This window comes from Pseudomonas sp. R43(2017) (genome assembly GCF_002112345.1).
Classification (GTDB): Bacteria; Pseudomonadota; Gammaproteobacteria; order Pseudomonadales; family Pseudomonadaceae; genus Aquipseudomonas; species Aquipseudomonas kribbensis.
The window spans coordinates 153,062-173,066 of record NZ_NEHJ01000006.1 but is presented as its reverse complement, the minus strand read 5'-3'; the positions used below and the strand labels follow the sequence as shown (position 1 = coordinate 173,066).

Below are 20,005 nucleotides of genomic sequence, written 5' to 3'. Positions count from 1 at the left end.
GTCGTGAGTGCGGTCCGCAGCTCAAGGGTATGGTTTCGCGTGAAAATTCTAGTTACCGGCGGCGCCGGGTTTATCGGCTCGGCAGTTATCCGTCACATTATTTCGAACACTGGCGACTCTGTCGTTAACGTCGATAAGCTGACTTACGCTGGTAACCTCGAATCGCTGGCGGAAGTCAGCAGAAATTCGCGTTATGTTTTCGAGCGCGTCGACATCTGCGACCGTGACCAGATCGACCGTGTCCTGCGTGAACACCAACCGGATGCCATCATGCACCTGGCCGCGGAGTCTCACGTCGATCGCTCTATTTCCGGACCTTCCGAGTTCATTCAGACCAACATCATTGGCACCTATACTTTGCTGGAAGCTGCCCGTCATTATTGGGCGATGCTGGACGAAGTGCGTAAGGAAAACTTCCGCTTTCATCACATATCCACCGATGAAGTCTACGGAGACCTTGAAGGTCCGGAAGATCTCTTCACCGAAACCACTCCCTATCAGCCGAGTTCGCCATACTCCGCAAGCAAAGCCAGCTCTGACCACCTGGTACGTGCGTGGGCCCGTACTTATGGGTTGCCGACGCTGGTCACCAACTGCTCGAACAATTACGGTCCGTGCCACTTCCCGGAGAAATTGATCCCTCTGATCATTCTCAATGCATTGGAAGGCAAGTCACTGCCTGTCTATGGCAAAGGCAATCAGGTTCGCGACTGGCTTTACGTAGAAGATCACGCACGTGCTTTGTATAAAGTTGTGACCGAGGGTGTTATTGGCGAGACGTATAACATCGGTGGCCATAATGAAAAACAGAATATTGAAGTCGTGAACACCTTGTGTGCGCTTCTCGATGAATTGCGTCCAGACTCCCCCCATCGCCCTCACGCGAGCCTTATCACTTATGTGCAGGATCGCCCGGGTCACGATCAGCGCTATGCCATCGATGCCAGCAAAATCCAGCGCGAGTTGGGCTGGATACCACAAGAGACTTTCGAGACCGGAATCCGCAAAACTGTCGAGTGGTATCTCAATAACACTGAATGGGTTGCTCACGTAAAAAGCGGAAGCTACCAGCAGTGGATAGACCAAAACTACGCAGATCGTTCGAACAAAGCATGAAAATCCTACTGCTGGGTAAAAACGGTCAGGTAGGGTGGGAGCTGCAGCGTTCCCTCGCACCGCTTGGTGAGCTGATTGCGCTCGATCGTAATGTCGCCGATGGTTTGTGTGGTGACTTGTCGGACCTGGAAGCATTGCGGGCGACAATCCGCCAGATCAGGCCCGATATCATTGTCAACGCTGCCGCATACACTGCTGTCGACAAAGCTGAGTCCGAAAATGAACTGTCCGATCGTGTAAACAATCAAGCCAGTCGGCTGATGGCCGAAGAGGCCGCTCAGCTCGATGCCTGGTTGATTCACTACTCGACCGACTACGTGTTTAGCGGTGAGGGCTCCGCGCCGTGGCAGGAGGCTGATGCCGTCGCCCCGGTGAATCAATACGGCGCAAGCAAGCTCGCCGGTGAACAGGCAATCGCGGCCTCGGGATGCAAGCATCTGATTTTCCGTACCAGTTGGGTCTACGGTGCTCGCGGTAATAACTTCGCCAAAACCATGCTGCGTTTGGCAAAGGATCGCGACACGCTGAGTGTGATTGCCGATCAAATCGGAGCACCGACCGGCGCAGATCTGATAGCCGATGTCACAGCGTTGGCGATTCGCCAGGTGCTGCAACAGCCGCAATTGGCGGGCTTGTATCATCTGGCTGCGAGTGGCGAAGTGTCGTGGCACGGTTATGCAGACCATGTCATCGCGTTTGCCCAAGCCAATGGCGAGCAGCTAGCCGTCACTGCTGTCAATCCTATCGACACGACAGCCTACCCGACGCCTGCGCGTCGACCTCTGAACTCACGCTTGAACACGCAGAAGCTGCGCGACAGTTTTTCTCTACACTTGCCGGATTGGCAAAGTGGTGTAAACCGAATGCTAAGGGAAGTTTTGAACAAATGACCACCACAAATCGTAAAGGCATCATCCTTGCCGGCGGCTCGGGTACGCGTCTGCATCCGTTGACGCTTGGTGTGTCGAAGCAGATGCTGCCAATCTACGACAAGCCGATGATCTTCTACCCGCTGTCCGTGTTGATGCTGGCGGGGATGCGCGAAGTTCTGATCATTTCCACACCGGAAGATCTGCCTTGCTTCCGAAAGTTGTTGGGTGATGGTAGCCAGTATGGAATTCAGCTCACTTACGCCGAGCAGCCGAGCCCGGATGGTCTGGCTCAAGCCTTTATTATCGGTGAGGAGTTCATTGGGAAGGATCCCTGCTGTTTGATTCTGGGTGATAACATTTTCTACGGGCAACATTTCTCTGACAATCTGCGTTCCGCCAGTTCGCAAGTACAGGGCGCGACCGTTTTTGGTTATCACGTTTCTGATCCAGAGCGTTTTGGTGTCGTCGAGTTCGATAGCAGCGGCAAGGCGCTAAGCATCGAAGAAAAGCCGCTTAAGCCTAAGTCGAATTACGCGGTGACCGGTTTATACTTCTACGATAACGACGTTGTCGAGATTGCCAAGAGCATCAAGCCTTCAGAGCGTGGTGAGCTGGAAATTACCGATGTCAATCGTGCTTACCTTGATAAGAAAGAGTTACGCGTCGAAATGCTGGGTCGCGGTTTTGCCTGGCTTGACACGGGTACCCATGATTCGTTGCTGGAAGCGAGTCACTTTGTTCACACTATTGAACAGCGACAGGGTTTGAAAGTAGCGTGCCTGGAAGAGATCGCTTATCACAATGGCTGGATTACTGCGGCGCAACTGGCGGTTCAGGCCGAAGCGCTGAAAAAGACTGGTTATGGTCAGTATTTGTCCAAGCTGTTGGCCGTAGGCCCTCACTGATCCGCCTATTTATTCTTACGTGAGTCGTAATCAGTGATCAGGCCAAGAATTGCGGTGTTATTGGCTGCTTACAATGGAATGAAGTGGATCGAGGCGCAAGTGCGCTCGATCCAGGATCAAGTTGGTGTAGACGTAACAATCTTTGTCAGTGTTGACCCCTCTTCGGATGGAACCGAAGCTTGGGTTAAAGCGCTTTCCGAGAATAGTACTAATGTAGTTTTGTTACCTTCGGTAGGGCGATTTGGTGGGGCGGGAAAAAACTTTTATCGCCTCATAAGAGATGTCGATTTTTGTGATTTCGATTACGTCGCATTTTCAGATCAGGACGACATCTGGCTTTCCGATAAGTTGAAACGAGCTACGCATTTCTTGCAAAACGGGGCGTGCGACGCTTATTCGGGCAGTGTAACTGCTTTCTGGCCCAGTGGAAAAAGTTGCCTTCTTGATAAAAGCCAGCCTCAAGTAGCCTGGGATTATCTTTTTGAGGCCGCAGGCCCTGGTTGTACTTACGTATTCCGGCTGCATCTGGCTCATCAGATAAAGAATGCCCTGATCGCAAATTGGGAGTTGATTCAGTCTATTACGCTGCACGATTGGTTTTGCTATGGATTTGCTCGTGCGAATGGGTATAAATGGTTTATCGACTCTCAGTCATGTGTCCTTTATCGTCAGCATTTGCAGAATCAAGTCGGCGCGAATGTCGGGTTGAAGCCGTTGATTAGTCGATATAGAACTATTAAGAGCGGTTGGTGGTTCTCTCAAGTTCTATTGATCATACAAGTTCTCAACAAGTCAAATGAGATCTTTGTTCGCAAGTGGATTAAAATGGGTTGGCGCGAGCTGTTCTACTTGGGTTGTCAGGCTGCTCAATGCCGGCGTCGGCGTAGAGATAAGATACTGTTTTCTGTCATTTGTTGGGTAAGCGCCTTTGCCAGAGCCAAAGACGGTCACCTTACGATGACTCCGCCGGATGCTGAAGAGCGATCGTGATTTTTGATCAGCTTCCGGACCGACTCCAAAATAATCATGGGCGTCGGAAACATTTTTTTGTCTATGCCGATTGACCCAGAAAGCCAGGTTTTTATAGTAAAATCGGAATATTGGGCAGCCATTTGGCGCGATGATTGAACGTTTAAGATGTGGGCATATTGCCACCCTTTTGTCGTTCCTTCAGCGCCTTGGTATCCTTGGTTTAGCGAAAATTCGTTCCATCTTTTCCGTGATAATCACGCCAATTCATCCTCTCCTTCTGGCGATCGGTCTGCCTAATGGCAAGTAGCTATCAATTGTGAGGCGGGGATGGCTATAATTGTGAATTTTGTGCACTTATTTCGTTGCTGATAGAAGCGTCTTAAGCGACCTTTCTGATCGGTGAACGCCAAAATATGAATGGAGCTGGATCGAGTGGCAAGCCGTTTTACGTCAGGCTCTCAAAAGAGTTTAGCAATATCCCAGGAGGGGAAGGAAAATCGTCCGTCGAATCAATCGGTTCACGTCAAGATTTTGCTCTGCACGTTCAATGGCGAACGTTTTTTGGCGGAGCAACTGGACTCAATAGCTGCACAAACGCATGAAAATTGGTCTGTCACGGTATCTGATGACGGATCATCAGACCGCACAATTGATATTCTCAGGGAATATCAATCTCGTTGGGGCGCCGAAAAGTTACTGATAGTCGATGGTCCCCGCGCCGGGTTCGCACAAAATTTCATGTCCCTCGTTTGTGATCTTGAAGGTCGCTCGGATTATTATTCCTGGGCGGATCAGGACGATATCTGGGATGCGTACAAGATAGAAAGGGCGCTGGAATGTATCGGGAGGACTCCTGCGGACACTCCGGTACTTTATTGTGGGCGCACCAATATTGTCACCGAAAATGGCGAACCTGTAGGTCAGTCACCGTTATTCAAGCGTCCGCCGTCATTCTGTAATTCCTTGGTACAGAGCTTGGCGGGAGGCAATACGATGGTGTTCAACCATTCGGCTCAGAAACTGCTGATGTCGGTTGGGCGAAAGTTTCCGATAGTTTCTCATGATTGGTGGGCGTATTTGGTAATTACCGGTGTGGGTGGAGCTGTTTATTATGATAAGCAACCCTACCTTCATTATAGGCAGCATGCTGGAAATATAGTGGGGGCGAACTCGAGTTTTTTTGCTCGACTCAAGCGACTCAAAATGATTTTCAGCGGTCGCTTCTACGATTGGAATCAAAAAAATATTTTTGCTTTGGAAACAATGCAGAACAGTTTGACAAAAAATAATCAACGGGTGCTCGAGAGTTTTCGGAAGGCTCGCAGTGGCGGAGTAGTCACTCGTGTTTTTTATTTAAAAAGGTCAGGAGTGTACCGGCAGACTCTATTAGGGGGCTGTGCGCTTGTGTTTGCGGTTTTGTGCAATGCAATCTAGTTTAATTGATCTCTGGCTATCAATGGAGATTGATATATATGTTAGGTGTTTAGTGGAAAAGGGTGGGCTATGACTCAAGTAAACGTCGGAGTGAATCCTCATTCGGCTCATTCGATATCGCCTCTTTTGTTTCTACTGGGTTTCTGGAGAAACAAACAGATTATTTACCAGATGACCCGGCGTGAAGTGGCGAGCAGGTATAAAGGCTCTGCACTTGGATTGCTGTGGTCGCTGTTTAATCCAATACTCATGCTCGTAGTGTATACGTTCGTTTTCTCCGAGATCTTCAAGGCTCGTTGGGGAGGGGCAGGTGGCGACGATAGTAAAACGCAGTTTGCGGTGGTTTTATTTGTCGGGATTATTGTCTTAAACCTATTTTGTGAAGTGATTAACAGGGCGCCAGGTCTAATTGTTGCGAATGCAAACTTCGTAAAAAAGGTGGTGTTTCCTGTCGAAACGCTATCGTTGGTCACTGTTTTAGCAGCGCTTTTCAATAGCGCCATTAACTTGGCGGTATTGCTATTAGCTCTTGTGGTTTTTAACGGATCCATTCCCTGGACTGCACTTTTGATTCCATTGGTAATACTTCCCTTGGTGTTGCTGATCGTGGGGTTATCTTGGTTTCTTGCATCGCTTGGCGTTTTTATCCGAGATGTGGGTCAAACTATCAATATCTTTACTACAGTGCTGATGTTTTTGTCCCCGGTGTTCTATCCGCTGGACGCGGTTCCTGAACGGTTTCGCTCAATCATACTGCTCAATCCACTGACATTCATTATTGAACAATCCCGAGCAGTTTTGATTTGGGGTGATTTGCCAAACTGGAGTGGGCTTCTGATATATAGCGGTACATCGCTGGTGATTGCCTATATGGGTTACATCTGGTTTCAAAAAACCAGAAAGGGGTTTGCAGATGTCCTCTAACGAGTTTGCAATTCGCGTAACTGATATCAGCAAGTTCTATGAGGTTTACTCAAGCCCTAGAGACAGGCTGAAGCAGTTCTTTTTTCCGTTTTTTCGTAAGGTTTTCGGGCGCCTGGAAAGACAGTACTACAAACAATATTGGGCGCTCAATAATGTTTCCTTCGAAATCAAGAAAGGGGAGACGGTTGGCATTATTGGAAGGAATGGTGCGGGCAAATCTACATTACTTCAGATCATATGCGGAACGCTTCATCCGTCTGCCGGATCGATAGAAACTAACGGACGTATTGCAGCACTGCTTGAACTGGGCTCTGGATTTAATCCCGAGTTTTCAGGTAGGGAAAACGTATTTCTCAATGCCGCTGTCTTGGGGCTGACTCGTAAAGAGGCAGAGGCTCGGTTCGATGATATCGTTGCATTCTCCGAGATTGCAGACTTTATTGACCAGCCTGTAAAGACCTACTCGAGCGGTATGTATGTCCGTCTTGCGTTTTCCGTAATTGCACACGTTGACGCAGATATATTGATAGTGGATGAGGCGCTGGCGGTCGGAGATGTCTTCTTCCAGCAAAAGTGCATGCGTTTCCTTCGAGCGCATCAGGAAAAAGGCGGCACGGTGGTATTTGTAAGCCACGACACCAGTGCGGTTGTAAATCTGTGCGAGCGCGGCGTACTTCTTACAAAGAATGGTCCGCCTATTGTAGATGCGACAGACGTCATCTGCCGAACTTACATAAAAGATTTATATGCTGACAGGGATATACAAGCCATCGCGGAATCCGATGGTGTCGAGCATCCGGTATTGCATTCCACGGACGGAAAGCAGGAGCAATACAGCGCGAATGAACTGCCAGATAATCCAATCAAGGCTTCGCCTTTCAGGGACGAAGCTGAATCATTTGGGAACGATGGTATTAGAATTCTGAATGCCTGGTTTGAAAATGAAGTGGGAGATCGGATCAGTAATCTGGTTGGAGGGGACTCTGTAAGATTTACCCTTCTCGCCAAGGCTACCAAATACATCAATAATCCAGCGTTTGGGATCATGATCAAAGACCGCTTGGGCCAATATGTATTTGCAGAGGGCACGGATTTGGCGTTTCGAAACACGGGATTGCGTGTTCGACCTAACGAAGAAGTCAGGGTCCACTTTTCTTTCAGGATGCCGATTCTCATACAAGGTGATTATTCCATAAATATTGCGGTTGCCGATGGTATTGGCGATGAACATGTGCAACATCACTGGTTGAACGATGCGATGGCTCTGCACAGTTTGAATAGCAGGCTTGTGCATGGTATTAGTGGATTGCAGGATCTGAATATGAATATAGTTGTAAGTTCAGTCGCCGGTGCGGAGTTGAGTTGAGATGATTGCCACTAAATATGGGAAGATGAATGTTATAGCGGCAGACAGAGTGGTGTCCAACTCTCTCTCGTTATACGGCGAATGGGCCGGTGACGAGCTGGTTTTTCTGAATAAACTAATAAAGCCAGGTATGAATGTGCTCGATGTAGGTGCATTCATCGGAACTCACACGCTGGCGTTTTCTAAGTTCGTAGGTGAAAGCGGTGGCGTCTATTCGTTCGAGCCGCGTCGAGAAATTCACCAGGTTTTATCATCCAACATTCAGTTGAATGATTTAAAGAATGTCCACGTGTTCAACATGGGGTTGGCAGAAGCCCCGGGCACCATCGCGCTGGAATCTATAGATATCACCGAATCGGTTAACTTTGGCGGGCTATCGATAAATGATGTCGTGCCAAAGGAAATCAACAATATCTATGAAGTTGATATTTCCACAGTGGATTCACTTGATGTTCCCTCGATAGACTTCATAAAGCTTGATGTCGAGGGCATGGAGAGGCTGGTCCTTGAGGGCGCGCGAAATGTGGTTTCAAAAGACCGCCCATTGATTTTTTGTGAGTGTAACTCCCTCGCATCAGGTTATGAGATCTTTGAGTTTTGTAACGGTGTGAATTATACGGTTTTCGCGATATTGTCCGATGCCTACAATCCGGAAAACTTCAATGGTGTTGCTGAAAATATCTTCGGTGATGCTAAAGAGGTTTCTCTATTGTTGGCACCTGCTACACAGATTGAAGCGCTTGAGCGTGCAGGTTTGTTTGAGAGCTTGATTCAGATAAACAACCTGGAAGATTTTGTTCTTCCATTGCTGCATAAGCCACAGTACGCGCACGAGGTTCTGGCTTATACAGAGTCAGCGAAAAAGCTTGGCTTATATTTCCCCTCCCCTTTGAATGACCGGGAGCGGGTCAGACAAAAAAATGAGTATCAATCTGTACTCATCGAAAAAGAACGAAGAATCGATATTCTCGAGTTCAATGCTGTGCAGTCAGAACAAAAGATAGTTGCGTTGGCAGCGGATGCCGATTCAAAGCAGCAAGTCATATACTCTTTGCATAGCGATATTCAGGCACTGGTCACCTCCACTTCGTGGCGAGTTACTGCGCCTGTGCGGTTTGCCATGAGGTATTTTTATAAGCTAAAAAAAATTCTCCCGATGGTCTCCGCATATTATAGAAAATATCCGGGACTCAAGGGTGTATCAAAACTTTTTAGTACGGTCCGCAAAGATTTGGGTGAAGGTGGCGTACCTGCTTTAAAAAACAGATTGAGAATGTTTCGTCAGACGATGACATCTCCTGTGCAGGTTAATAACTCGGCGGCCAAGGTTAATGCTGTTGAAATTGATAAGCTTAAGTCCGAGCTTGCGAGCGCGGATCTTATAATCGACACGATTGTTTTTGACCACAATGGAGGCGGTGGGTCGAACGCTTATACCTCTGAACTGATTGCCGTAATGCTTGCGGAAAATAAACCGTCTCTGAGAGTTTATTGCTGGGAGGCCGATTGGTATGTTCAGCTCAGGACCGAATCGGCGTCTGATGCCAAGGTCTACTCGACCTCAAGCCTCGAAGAGCTGTTTGCGTGTCTGGCTGCTTCCGGTGCCAAAAATATTGTTGTCAATTCGTTTTATGGATACAAATTCATAGAACAATCTATTGATCATGTTATCGATCTCAAGAATTGCTTGGGAGCCGCTCTCGATTTTAAAGTGCATGACTTCCACGCACTGTGCCCTTCGCCACATCTTTCAGACAGTGAACAAAAATATTGTGGTGTACCGGTTGATCACAATGTCTGCAAGAAATGCCTGCCTAAGAACCTGAGTTGGTATCACGCATGGTTAAACGAAAGCGACAGGGCTGTAGATATCGATGCATGGCGTTCTCCTTTTCAAAAGTTGTTTGATGTATGTGATGTGATCACATGCTTCGATGCTTCATCGATCGACATATTACTCTTGGACTTCGTTATTCCTGAAGAAAAGTTCCATGTCGTTCCGCATCAGGCGAAGTATTTGGCGTCTTCCAGGAAGGTTGCCATTCCGGAAAAGTTGAGTGTTGGTGTTATTGGCACGCTTTCTCATATCAAGGGTGGGGATTCGGTCAGTGCGCTATGCTCATATATTGACAATCAAGCGCTAGAGGTGCCGGTAGTCATCATTGGAGAGAGCTATACTCCACTGCCTGATAGTGCAATCGTCTATGGTCGTTACTCCCCGGTTGAGCTGCCATCGATCATTGAATCCACTGGCGTTAGCGTAGTGCTGATGGCTTCCATTGTCCCGGAGACGTTCAGTTACACAATTTCAGAAGCAATAGAGATGGGGATGCCTATTGTCGCCTTTGACATAGGTGCTCAGGGACGACGGGTCAAGGAATATCGATTGGGTAAGGTCGTGCCGGTCGGTGCTGCCCCCGAAGAGATTCTGGCCGCTATCCAATCTATCCATAAAGCTGCAAAGGAATAAAATTATGTTGGTCTATACCTCTATTACCAAAAGCTACCTGCCTAAGGCCAGAGTGCTCGCAAAGTCGGTCAAAAAGTTTCACCCGGACTGGACTTTTGTGTTGCTCTACTCCGATGATTTGCCAGCGGGATTCAACTTGGCTGAGGAACCATTCGATGAAGTTCTCACGATTGAAAATCTCGGCATCCCCGATTGGAAACAGTGGGCGTTTGGTCACACCGTAGTTGAGCTTTGTACTGCGGTCAAAGGGACGGCGGCAGAGGTATTGGCCCAGCGGCCGGGTGTCGACAAAGTTATGTACCTTGATCCGGATATCAAGGTTTTCAACTCGTTGAATGTCCTCGCAGAGCTGTTGGATCAGCATGAGATTTTGTTGACACCTCATCTGCTGGATAAAGAGTCGGATGTCGCCTCGATTTGCGACAATGAACTCTCTGCATTGAAGCATGGGGTCTACAATCTTGGATTCTTCGCTGCCCGCACGACTGGCCAAGGACTCGAATTTATCCAATGGTGGGCGAACCGTTTACGTTTGTTCTGCCGTGATGATATCCCTGCGGGTATCTTTACTGATCAGCGCTGGTGCGATCTGGCTCCGGCGTTCTTCAGTGGCTTGCATATTGTTAGGGACCGGGGATGCAACGTCGCTACCTGGAACATCGCCCATCGGCCGCTCAGTAAAGATAACGAGGGCAATTTCCTTGTAGCCGGCGTTCCTCTGCGCTTCTATCATTTTACCGGCTATGACAGCGGAGCCGGATTTGGAATGCTCGCGCGCTATGCATCCAGCCAAGATGTTGCTCAGGAGCTATGGGACATTTACGCGCGGGATATCAAGGCAGAAGGTCAAGGTGACCAAAAACTGAAGGGTTGGTATCTGGGCCAATTTGACAACGGTGAGCCTATTCCCGCAAAGGCTCGTCGTCTGTATCAGCAGCGCGTAGATGTGCAGAAGGCATTTCCGCTTCCCTACAGTACCCAGGAACCATGCTATTTCAGTTGGTGGAAAGCTGAAACCAACAGCGGCGCTTCTCAACCGGTAGACGGTGGCGTTCCTAAACAAAGCATCGCTTCACTAATAGGACAAAGCCTGGCGTCGCCTAAAGTCGGCGTTCAGCATTTTAAAACCGTTGTGAGAGTAATCAAACGCGACGGCGTAAGCGGTTTTATTAAAAAGGTAATGACTCGATAAAACTTGCTTGCTCGCAGTAGGTTCTAATTTGACCGGACCTGCTGCGGGAGCGGCTTGGACTGCAAGTCTTAATTATTTGTAGTTGGTATGAAATTTCCATGAAACGAACCAAAATACTAGTGACAGGTGCGTCAGGGTTTGTTGGTTCGGCATTGATGAACCGTTTAGCGATGTCACCGTGTTACGAAACTATTGTTGCGGTCCGGCATAGTTTTGAAGCTCCGGTCGGTGTGACCGTTCGTGAAATTCCGAGTTTAAGTAAAGACTGCGACTATAAGGATGTGCTGAGCGGGGTTGATGTCCTTGTGCATTGCGCTGCGAGAGTTCATGTAATGAATGAACTGGCGGTTGATCCTTTGGCAGAGTTTCGCTCTGTTAATGTCGAGGGAACCCTGGCGTTGGCTCGACAGGCCGCGGCTAGTGGAACAAAACGTTTCATATTTTTAAGCTCGATAAAGGTTAATGGAGAGGCTACTAAAGTCGCACATCCATTTACTGCAAATGATAAACCGGCTCCTTCTGATCCCTACGCTGTTTCAAAATTTGAAGCGGAGGTTGAGCTACGCAAGATAGCTGAAAGTACTGGAATGGAGCTTGTCATTGTACGGCCTCCATTGGTTTATGGACCGGGAGTGAAAGCAAATTTTCACGCCATGATGCGTTGGTTGAATCGTGGAGTGGTGCTGCCATTCGGAAGAGTCTCTAATAAACGTAGTTTTGTCGCTGTGGCCAATCTGGTTGATCTTTTATGTGTCTGCCTGGAACACCCCAATGCGAGCAATGAAACATTCCTGGTGAGTGACGGGAGAGACTTGTCAACCACAGAGTTACTTCGCTTGATGGCAGAGGCGCTAGGAAAGCCGGCCCGATTGGTTCCAGTTCCAGTAAGTTTGATGAAAGTGATAGCAGGTCTGGTAAAGCGCAGTGGCGTTGCGTCTCGGTTATTTGATTCTCTCCAGGTTGATATCAGCAAGGCTGAGAAGTTATTAGGCTGGGAACCTCCTGTCAGCATTGAAGATGCAATGAAGTCTACGGCGCAATATTTTCAGAAGGAAAGTTTATCATGAGGGTGGGGTGGCTGATTTTTTCTGTATTTGTACTGTCATTCATCCTGACCGCGGCATTGCGTAAGTATGCTTTGACTAATAGTTTGATGGATATTCCCAATCAGCGAAGTTCCCACTCTGTTCCCACGCCCCGTGGTGGAGGTGTGGCAATAGTTATTTCGTTTTTGTTTGCATACGCAACGTTGGCCTGGGTTGGGAATTTGCCGCTCGGTACAGTGTTGGCAGGGATTGGCGGGGGAGGTGTTGTCGCGATTATCGGATTTATGGATGATCATGGCCATATTGCTGCCAGATGGCGATTACTAGGACATGCGGCAGCGGCTATTTGGATTCTGCTTTGTATGGGTGGTATGGCGCCGATCACTGTATTTGATGCAACTATCGACCTTGGTTGGTTAGGGCAAGTGTTGGCAGTCTTCTATTTGGTATGGATGCTGAACTTATATAACTTCATGGATGGTATTGACGGAATTGCCAGTGTTGAGGCAGTTATCGTTTGCTTGGGTGCTTGTTTGTTGTATTGGCTTGGAGGTGTAGAAAGCCAGGCAGCGTGGGTGCCGCTCATGCTTGCAGCAGCGGTCGGTGGGTTTCTTTGTTGGAATGCCCCTCCAGCCAAGATATTCATGGGGGATGCGGGGAGTGGTTTTCTAGGGATAATCCTTGGGCTGCTGTCGCTGCAATCCACGTGGATTGGACCCGGCTTTATCTGGATGTGGGTCATCCTTTTAGGTGTCTTTATAGTTGATGCCACTTTTACACTATTTCGGCGCATGATTCGTGGCGAAAAAGTATATGAAGCTCACCGAAGCCATGCCTATCAGTTTGCTTCTCGACGCTTTGGAAGTCATATGCCGGTTACGGCGGGTGTGGCGTTAATCAACGTCTTCTGGTTATTTCCGATAGCTTATTTGGTTGTGTCGAGCGTTATTGCCGGCATAACTGGAGTGCTGATTGCTTATGCACCGTTATTGCTCTTGGCACTGTTCTTCAGGGCGGGAACATCGGAAAATCAAGAGCAATCTAAATAGGAAGGGAATTGGAAGCAAGTCACGGGTTTGCCAAAAGCAGCTTTTGCTGCTTTTGGTGTTTTTGTTCTACTGATTTGATCCTTGTTCAGTCGACTTTACTCGTCCGAATACAACGATCAGGCAAATAATCGAAACTAATGGAATAGCGCCGAAAAGGTACCTGAAATCTGATGCTATCGTTGTGGGCAGGAATGAAGCATACATCAGGCCTGCGGCGACGAATATCAGGGCTCCTATGGACTTGGCGTGTCCGACGTACCTTGCTTTGCAACCCGCCGCGGAAACCAGCACCATTAGCCCCAGCCAGAAGGCGTGTCTGTAAATCGGCCAGTCGAAAAAGGTTGAGGCGATGCTGTAAAGCAGGTGGCTTCGCTGATTCACACCTATTTCCAGTGATACTGCTTTCAGGTATTGCGGATTGCCATCGACTCCAATATGTACAGGGAGTGTTCCCTCAATACCTTTCAGGCCAAGCAGCGTGGCGTAGGACTGCAGGCGATGATGGATATAAGCTTCCGGGTTTTGTAGAAGCATGGCTTTCCACGCGGTTTTGAGCGTGTCGGACGTTAACGTCAGCCATGCGCTTGATACCGGGTTGCGATCGAGAAAGTCCACTCTGCTAGGGCTGTAAACCGAGCGGATCGCGTTGCGTTGATCATCACTAATCGGAAAGGCGAATTCTGAACTGGTTCTCTCCGAGTAATTAACAATGCCAGCAAGGTCAAACTTCATAATGCTGTTGTAGCCGACAGATTCAAAGTTTTGGGTCGGGCTATGAATGCTCAGTTTGACCAGACTTTGCAAACTTACAGTAATGAGACCAAAAGTGATTGCCAGCGACAGTACGGTTATAACTCTATTTTTTGGAAATTGATTCCAGAGTGCGATGGTAGGAATGATGAGCAGCACGGGAACCATGAAAATCCCTTGTTGCCGCGTGAGGTAGGCCATTGAAAGAAAGAACAGGCAGAAAACAGTGCATGACAGCTTGAATCGCAGTCCCCCACCTGTGGCGGCCAAACCTGCCGCGCAGGCTCCGGCTAGAAATGATCCGAAAAGGACATCCTTCCAGATGATACCGGTATAAATGAAAAGGATTGGGTTGATAATCAAGCATACGGAAGCTATTACTTGCCAGGCCTGAATTCGCAATGTTCCATCAGTGCGTTTAAGGTTCGTCAGGACAATGATGACTGTTGCCATCGAACCGTATAGTAATACGGCGTTGATGATCACAATGATGGATGTTGACTGAGCTCCTCCGCCGAGCCAGCGTAAAAGCGCTGACATAAAAGGCGGATTGAAGCTGGCAAGTTCTCCTGTTGCCGCTTCGTATAGCTGGATACTGGTATCCATCGAGATTTGCCCTGGAACATGTATTGCTATAGCGCCGAGCGAGGAAACAATAGAAAGGGCAATCACGCAGTATATAAAAATCGTCGCATCGATCGTGAACCAATGCCTCCAGGAGTGTCCTGTCTCGGGCTTCAATTCTTTAGGAACAACAGACATAATAAAATCCTTCGGATGCTCTCAAGGCAGTGAGGCTCATTAATTTTTTGTTAAGCGTACTGTGAGTAAGTGCTTCACGTTTTAAGAGCAACTGCGATGCCGGAAACGATCAAAGCAACTCCGATGAAATATTGAAGCTGAAATCTTTCTCCCAAGAAAAAATGGCTGCCAATAGGAACAAGCACAAAGGCAAGTGCCATTAGAGGATACGCTTTCCCAAGCTCGATTTTTTGCAGAACCCAGATCCAGGCAATGGTGGTGATTCCATAGAGCGCCAAAGCCCAGAAAATAATGAACATTGTATTGGGGTCAAAGAAGCTACCCGTCTTCTGCAGTGAGGCTGCACTCAGTTTGAAGAGTATCTGGCCCGTTGCGATGCCGACTACGCAGAGAATTGCTATAAAATAAATCATCAATTGCTTTCGCTTTTTGCAAGTGTAGCGGCGTTGGCGCCTTTCTTGTTCAGGTGAAATGCACGTCTCGGGGTGGAGGCGATATCGTGCCCGAGAAAAGCCAGGATAAATTGGATGCCAACAATAATTGGCAGCGCAGATAACATGACTGTGCCGGCTGGCGTGGGAATGCCTGAGTTTATCGAATCAATCCAATGACTCAAGCCGAATATTCCTCCCCCGGCCAACATAATGACCCCCATGGGAAGCTCTAGAGATGCCACCGACATGTTTCGTAGGTAGTAGCTGTAGAAAATTCGCTTTCCAAAGTTTCTGATATGCTTGAGTAGAAACTCACCGACAATTTTTGATATTTTTAAGTTACTGACTTCGTCCCCGTATTTGGCGTCCATGGGGATATCTATCACTACTGCGCGGAGTATGTTCAGGCGAAACAGTATGTCAGTTTCAAAAAAATAGCGTTTACTTATTTTGTCAAATGGTAAGTGTCGGGCTGCATCCCGGTGAATTGCGGTGTAGCCGTTAGTGGGGTCAAACAGTTCCCAGTAACCGGAGGAAAACTTGGTCATAAAAGACAGTACAGCATTCCCAAATAGACGCATTTTAGGCATTGCACGTATTTCTTCCAGATCGAAGAATCTATTGCCCTTGGTATAATCAGCCTCGCCAGCCAGGATAGGGTCGGTGAAATGGGTTATTAAGGATGGATCCATCTGTCCGTCGCCATCGATTTTAACCATCACGTCCATACCATCGGCGATGGCGGCCCGATAGCCAGTCATCATTGCACCGCCAACACCCTGGTTTTCAGGGTTTCTAAGCACTCGAACGCGAGGATCGGTACAGTTTGCTTCGACAAACTTACCAGACTCAACGGGGCAGCAGTCGTCAATTACATAGATGGTATCAACTTCAGGACCAATAGCCGAAATGACCCCGAGAATATGTTCTTTGACTTTGTAGCTGGGAATTAAAACAGCGATTTTTTTGTCTGCTGTAATCACTTTATATCCGGAGAATTGATAGTTTTTGATGAGGTTTTTATTAACTAATGGCGTTTATTGTACCTTATTTTTATCGTTTACCAAGTATCCCGGACCGTCCGCCCGTCAAGAGACGTGATCCGGAGCTTTCTCACGATGCTTCTTGAAGAAGTGAGCGCGCCCCAACACTGTTTGCACAGGATATTTTGTGGCATTATGCAAGCCTTATGCCCTTACGTTAACAGTCGTGCCGCGATGCCCTTGAGAGATTGCCTTCGCGACATCGCTTTCGTGCGCCGCATACCTATACTCGGTAGCCAAAAAACTGGATGAATCATGGACGCAAATCACCAAATCTCGTTGTTCTCAGCAGTTGCGGCCAATGCCGGGCTTGATTTTGCCGAGCCGATTATGCGGGTCATTAATCGGCACTGGTACATTCTCGGAGAGGAAGTGAAGGCCTTTGAGCGTGAGTTTGCCGATTACGTCGGGACCGATCACTGTGTTTCCGTAGCGAATGGATCGGAAGCCCTTGAGATAGCGTTGCTGGCGCTGGGAGTCAAGCCAGGTGATCGTGTTGTCACTGTTGCCAACGCTGGTTTCTATAGCAGTACCGCCATTCATGCTGTCGGTGCGATACCTGTTTATGTGGATGTCGACGACGTTACCCTGACGATGTGCCCGGTTTCGCTGGAAAAAGCCCTGAACGTCGATGCGAAGGTGGTAATCGTCACCCATCTCTATGGCCAGTTGAGCGACATTCAGACTCTGGCTTCCATCGCGCGCTCGAGGAATGCCCTGGTGCTTGAGGACTGTGCTCAAGCCCATGGCGCGAGATCTGCTGACGGGATGGCGGGTGCTTTTGGGGACGCAGCATGCTTCAGCTTTTATCCAACAAAAAATCTTGGCGCGTTGGGTGATGGTGGTGCGATTGTCACCTCGTCTTCCGATCTGGCGCAAAAATTATCCACGCTGCGACAGTATGGATGGTCGACCAAGTATCATGTAACGACTCCTGGCGGTCGCAACAGTCGATTAGACGAGATGCAGGCTGCGATACTTCGTTTGAAACTCCCTAAGCTCGATGGTTGGAATGCTGAGCGGCGTTCGATTGCCCAGCGGTATTGCGATTCATTTTTAGGTCTGCCTGTAAAGCTCCCTTGCAGTACCGGGGTTGATTTTGTCAGTCATCTGTTCGTTTTGCGAGTAGCGAAGCGTGATTCGTTCATCGCTTATCTCAAACAACATGGTGTCGCCACGGACGTTCATTATCCTGTCCCTGATCATCGGCAGCAGGCTTACAAGTATGAGGCAGAATGTGACTTGCCCGTCACTGAGAAGACCTGTACTGAAGTTGTTTCCTTGCCTTGTTATCCAGGCTTGACCTCTGAAGAGGTCGAGAGAGTAATCAATACTGTTAAGAAATTCTTCGAGCAGGAAAATTAATGTGCTATCGCTGATTATTCCTGTCTATCGAAACGAGGAATCGATTCCTTTTCTGCTGGATGCAATCGAAGATATTCGCTCAAAATTACTGGACTCACTTGAGGTTGTCTTTGTTGTTGATGGCAGCCCTGACAAATCATATGAGTTGCTACAAAGTCTTCTAGCTAGTCACGATTTTCGTTCGCAACTGATACTGCTGTCTAAAAATTTTGGCTCTTTTATGGCCATCAGGACCGGGCTGCAACATGCCAAGGGATGCCGATTTGCGGTAATGGCCGCAGATTTGCAGGAGCCGCCAAGCCTTGTCTTAAGTATGAACCAGATTCTAAAAGAGGAGCCAGTAGATGTTGTTGTAGGGGTTCGTGAGAGCCGCCAGGATCCTTTTTTTTCGAAGTTGGCTTCAAAAACCTTTTGGGGGCTTTACAAGCGTTATGTCATCCCCGAAATGCCGGCGGGTGGTGTTGATATGTTTGGCTGCAATCTCGATTTCAGAAATAATCTACTGAAGCTCGATGAGCGACATAGTTCTTTGGTGGCGCAGATATTCTGGCTGGGTTTTCGGCGAAAAGTTGTCTATTACAGTCGAGTTGCCAGGCAGCATGGAAAATCAGCATGGACCTTCAGGAAGAAAGTTAACTATCTGATGGATAGTGTATTTTCATTTACGGATTTGCCAATACGACTGCTCATTCGAGTAGGCGCTACGGGCTCAGTACTGTCTGCACTATACGGTGTCAGTGTATTGATTGCGCGTATGGGCGGCCTTATTGATGTTCCGGGTTACGCCATGACCCTGTTTACAATCACTTTGCTTGGCAGTTTAAATTTGCTCGGATTGGGGATCATTGGCTCGTACGCTTGGCGAACCTACGAGAATACGAAAGGTCGGCCACTGGCGATTCCTATGAAGATTTCGGAGTTTGGAGTTCGAGATGAGTAGTTCTGTTGAGTTTTTTGTTCATGATCGAGCGATCTGTGAGAGCTCTAAAGTAGGTCATGGTACAAGGATATGGGCATTCGCCCATGTTTTACCGGGAGCGTCCATCGGTAACGACTGCAATGTTTGCGATAATGTTTTCATCGAGAATGATGTGCACATCGGTTCTCGCGTCACTCTGAAATGTGGGGTGCAGGTCTGGGATGGCATCACGATCGAAGATGATGTTTTTGTCGGTCCCAATGTGACTTTTACAAACGATATATTCCCTCGCAGCAAAGTATACCCTCAGGAATTTGCGAGAACATTGATCAAGAGCGGTGCCTCGCTGGGAGCGAACTCAACCATCTTGCCAGGTATTACCATCGGGAAGTCGGCAATGGTTGGTGCTGGAGCCGTGGTCACTCGTTCTGTGCCTCCCAATGCGATCGTGGTAGGTAACCCGGCCAAGATTATCGGCTATGTGGATGCCAAGCCAAATGATGGTCAGCATGTCGAAGGCCCTGCTCGTGTTGGTACATCTGAGGTATATCCATGTGGTGTAACGCTACATCGCATGCTGGAAGCCGTTGATATCCGCGGTGGGCTGTCGGTGGGTGAATTCGAACGCGATGTTCCATTTGCGGTGAAGCGATACTTTCTGGTGACAAACGTACCTACAGCGGAGACCAGAGGGGAGCACGCTCATCGTAAATGCGAGCAGTTTTTGATTGCTGTGAAGGGAAGTGTTCATGTCGTGGCTGACAATGGGGTTCAGCGGCAGGAATTCTTGCTCGACTCGCACTCGCTTGGACTTTACCTGCCAGCGATGACGTGGGGGGTTCAATACAAGTATTCAGCAGATGCGGTTTTGTTGGTTTTTGCATCTGATTATTATGATTCAGAGGATTATATCCGGAACTACGATCAGTTTCTTTTAGAAAAAAAACAAGATGTTGATGACTAACATGCTAGTCGCAAAGTTGATGAAGTCCAGCGCTTTCAGATTTCTGCTAAGTGGCGGTTTGAATACAGGGGTGACATACGGATTATACCTGGTATTGCTGCTGGTGCTTCCCTATTCATGGAGCTATACCATCAGCTATTTGTGCGGAATAGTCCTGGCATTTTTCTTGGGTAAGTTTCTCGTATTCAAGAGTGATAGGGGTGTTAAGTCTGTTCTTTATCTTCCGCTCGTTTATGTAGCGCAGTATTTGTTTGGGATGATTGTGCTTTGGGTTCTTGTTGCTAAGTTAGCGTTTTATCCAGAGTTTGCGCCATTGGTAGTCGTGGTGTTGTCTCTTCCGCTTACTTATGCTCTTAGTCATTGGGTATTTGTTGGGCGATAATAGAGTGTCCGACGGGTATTGTAAAAGCAGCTAATAATAT

The 20,005-nt window shown here is 48.1% G+C and carries 18 protein-coding genes; 15 read left to right on the top strand and 3 right to left on the bottom strand.

The window, feature by feature from the left end; all coding sequences use genetic code 11:
- The first annotated feature begins 39 nt into the window (after positions 1 to 39).
- The 11 genes from rfbB to CAG02_RS18430 all read left to right on the top strand — a co-directional run bounded on the left by rfbB (position 40) and on the right by CAG02_RS18430 (position 13,346).
- On the top strand, positions 40 to 1,116 hold the full coding sequence (gene rfbB, locus CAG02_RS18480; RefSeq protein WP_085710814.1) for a dTDP-glucose 4,6-dehydratase: 1,077 nt from the start codon (positions 40 to 42) through the stop codon (positions 1,114 to 1,116).
- Positions 1,113 to 2,006 (top strand): dTDP-4-dehydrorhamnose reductase, encoded by an 894-nt coding sequence (gene rfbD / locus CAG02_RS18475; RefSeq protein ID WP_085710813.1) that lies wholly within the window; start codon positions 1,113 to 1,115, stop codon positions 2,004 to 2,006. The genes rfbB and rfbD overlap by 4 nt, the downstream gene beginning before the upstream one ends.
- Positions 2,003 to 2,893 (top strand): glucose-1-phosphate thymidylyltransferase RfbA, encoded by an 891-nt coding sequence (gene rfbA, locus CAG02_RS18470; protein WP_085710812.1) that lies wholly within the window; start codon positions 2,003 to 2,005, stop codon positions 2,891 to 2,893. The genes rfbD and rfbA overlap by 4 nt, the downstream gene beginning before the upstream one ends.
- A 33-nt stretch (positions 2,894 to 2,926) precedes the next feature.
- Complete coding sequence (locus CAG02_RS18465) at positions 2,927 to 3,883, top strand: glycosyltransferase (RefSeq protein WP_256576898.1); 957 nt, start codon at positions 2,927 to 2,929, stop codon at positions 3,881 to 3,883.
- Positions 3,884 to 4,297: 414 nt separating this feature from the next.
- On the top strand, positions 4,298 to 5,299 hold the full coding sequence (locus tag CAG02_RS18460) for a glycosyltransferase family 2 protein (protein WP_256576897.1): 1,002 nt from the start codon (positions 4,298 to 4,300) through the stop codon (positions 5,297 to 5,299).
- Positions 5,300 to 5,389: 90 nt separating this feature from the next.
- Positions 5,390 to 6,223 (top strand): ABC transporter permease, encoded by an 834-nt coding sequence (locus CAG02_RS18455; RefSeq protein WP_371856509.1) that lies wholly within the window; start codon positions 5,390 to 5,392, stop codon positions 6,221 to 6,223.
- Positions 6,213 to 7,589 carry an ABC transporter ATP-binding protein gene (locus CAG02_RS18450; protein ID WP_085710808.1) on the top strand — a complete coding sequence of 459 codons (1,377 nt, stop codon included), beginning with the start codon at positions 6,213 to 6,215 and terminating at the stop codon, positions 7,587 to 7,589. Before CAG02_RS18455 ends, CAG02_RS18450 begins: the two co-directional genes overlap by 11 nt.
- Before the next feature lies 1 nt (position 7,590).
- The gene (locus CAG02_RS18445) at positions 7,591 to 10,059 is read left to right on the top strand and encodes an FkbM family methyltransferase (RefSeq protein ID WP_085710807.1); all 2,469 of its coding nucleotides are present in this window, start codon (positions 7,591 to 7,593) and stop codon (positions 10,057 to 10,059) included.
- A gap of 4 nt (positions 10,060 to 10,063) precedes the next feature.
- On the top strand, positions 10,064 to 11,251 hold the full coding sequence (locus CAG02_RS18440; protein WP_085710806.1) for a hypothetical protein: 1,188 nt from the start codon (positions 10,064 to 10,066) through the stop codon (positions 11,249 to 11,251).
- A gap of 98 nt (positions 11,252 to 11,349) precedes the next feature.
- The gene (locus tag CAG02_RS18435; RefSeq protein WP_085710805.1) at positions 11,350 to 12,318 is read left to right on the top strand and encodes an SDR family oxidoreductase; all 969 of its coding nucleotides are present in this window, start codon (positions 11,350 to 11,352) and stop codon (positions 12,316 to 12,318) included.
- Positions 12,315 to 13,346 (top strand): glycosyltransferase family 4 protein, encoded by a 1,032-nt coding sequence (locus tag CAG02_RS18430; protein WP_085710804.1) that lies wholly within the window; start codon positions 12,315 to 12,317, stop codon positions 13,344 to 13,346. Before CAG02_RS18435 ends, CAG02_RS18430 begins: the two co-directional genes overlap by 4 nt.
- Positions 13,347 to 13,412: 66 nt before the next feature.
- On the opposite strand, the gene CAG02_RS18425 is transcribed toward CAG02_RS18430, so the two are convergent.
- From CAG02_RS18425 to CAG02_RS18415, 3 genes are all read right to left on the bottom strand, one after another.
- Positions 13,413 to 14,858: a hypothetical protein gene (locus CAG02_RS18425; protein WP_085710803.1), complete on the bottom strand. Its 1,446-nt coding sequence runs from the start codon at positions 14,856 to 14,858 to the stop codon at positions 13,413 to 13,415.
- Between the two features lie 74 nt (positions 14,859 to 14,932).
- Positions 14,933 to 15,271 (bottom strand): EamA family transporter, encoded by a 339-nt coding sequence (locus CAG02_RS18420; protein WP_085710802.1) that lies wholly within the window; start codon positions 15,269 to 15,271, stop codon positions 14,933 to 14,935.
- On the bottom strand, positions 15,271 to 16,275 hold the full coding sequence (locus CAG02_RS18415; protein WP_085710801.1) for a glycosyltransferase family 2 protein: 1,005 nt from the start codon (positions 16,273 to 16,275) through the stop codon (positions 15,271 to 15,273). The genes CAG02_RS18420 and CAG02_RS18415 overlap by 1 nt, the downstream gene beginning before the upstream one ends.
- A 315-nt stretch (positions 16,276 to 16,590) precedes the next feature.
- Between CAG02_RS18415 and CAG02_RS18410 the strand changes: the two genes are divergently transcribed.
- Genes CAG02_RS18410 through CAG02_RS18395 form a run of 4 tightly spaced genes read left to right on the top strand, consistent with a single transcriptional unit; the run spans position 16,591 to position 19,965 of the window.
- A complete protein-coding gene (locus CAG02_RS18410; RefSeq protein ID WP_085710800.1) occupies positions 16,591 to 17,700 on the top strand; it encodes a DegT/DnrJ/EryC1/StrS aminotransferase family protein in 1,110 nt (369 codons plus the stop codon).
- Entirely contained in the window at positions 17,696 to 18,640 is a 945-nt protein-coding gene (locus CAG02_RS18405) for a glycosyltransferase family 2 protein (RefSeq protein ID WP_085710799.1), read from the top strand. The genes CAG02_RS18410 and CAG02_RS18405 overlap by 5 nt, the downstream gene beginning before the upstream one ends.
- Positions 18,633 to 19,583 (top strand): WxcM-like domain-containing protein, encoded by a 951-nt coding sequence (locus tag CAG02_RS18400; protein WP_085710798.1) that lies wholly within the window; start codon positions 18,633 to 18,635, stop codon positions 19,581 to 19,583. The genes CAG02_RS18405 and CAG02_RS18400 overlap by 8 nt, the downstream gene beginning before the upstream one ends.
- Positions 19,570 to 19,965 carry a GtrA family protein gene (locus CAG02_RS18395; protein WP_371856507.1) on the top strand — a complete coding sequence of 132 codons (396 nt, stop codon included), beginning with the start codon at positions 19,570 to 19,572 and terminating at the stop codon, positions 19,963 to 19,965. Before CAG02_RS18400 ends, CAG02_RS18395 begins: the two co-directional genes overlap by 14 nt.
- Positions 19,966 to 20,005 lie beyond the last annotated feature (40 nt).

What these genes read in the sequence shown, in the direction of transcription:
- CAG02_RS18445 (WP_085710807.1), top strand. Translation starts at nt 7,591, where the DNA reads ATGATTGCCACTAAATATGGGAAGATGAATGTTATAGCGGCAGACAGA.
- CAG02_RS18425 (WP_085710803.1), bottom strand. Translation starts at nt 14,858, where the DNA reads ATGTCTGTTGTTCCTAAAGAATTGAAGCCCGAGACAGGACACTCCTGG.
- CAG02_RS18440 (WP_085710806.1), top strand. Translation starts at nt 10,064, where the DNA reads ATGTTGGTCTATACCTCTATTACCAAAAGCTACCTGCCTAAGGCCAGA.
- rfbD (WP_085710813.1), top strand. Translation starts at nt 1,113, where the DNA reads ATGAAAATCCTACTGCTGGGTAAAAACGGTCAGGTAGGGTGGGAGCTG.
- CAG02_RS18410 (WP_085710800.1), top strand. Translation starts at nt 16,591, where the DNA reads ATGGACGCAAATCACCAAATCTCGTTGTTCTCAGCAGTTGCGGCCAAT.
- CAG02_RS18430 (WP_085710804.1), top strand. Translation starts at nt 12,315, where the DNA reads ATGAGGGTGGGGTGGCTGATTTTTTCTGTATTTGTACTGTCATTCATC.
- CAG02_RS18420 (WP_085710802.1), bottom strand. Translation starts at nt 15,271, where the DNA reads ATGATTTATTTTATAGCAATTCTCTGCGTAGTCGGCATCGCAACGGGC.
- CAG02_RS18400 (WP_085710798.1), top strand. Translation starts at nt 18,633, where the DNA reads ATGAGTAGTTCTGTTGAGTTTTTTGTTCATGATCGAGCGATCTGTGAG.
- rfbA (WP_085710812.1), top strand. Translation starts at nt 2,003, where the DNA reads ATGACCACCACAAATCGTAAAGGCATCATCCTTGCCGGCGGCTCGGGT.
- CAG02_RS18395 (WP_371856507.1), top strand. Translation starts at nt 19,570, where the DNA reads ATGTTGATGACTAACATGCTAGTCGCAAAGTTGATGAAGTCCAGCGCT.
- CAG02_RS18435 (WP_085710805.1), top strand. Translation starts at nt 11,350, where the DNA reads ATGAAACGAACCAAAATACTAGTGACAGGTGCGTCAGGGTTTGTTGGT.
- CAG02_RS18450 (WP_085710808.1), top strand. Translation starts at nt 6,213, where the DNA reads ATGTCCTCTAACGAGTTTGCAATTCGCGTAACTGATATCAGCAAGTTC.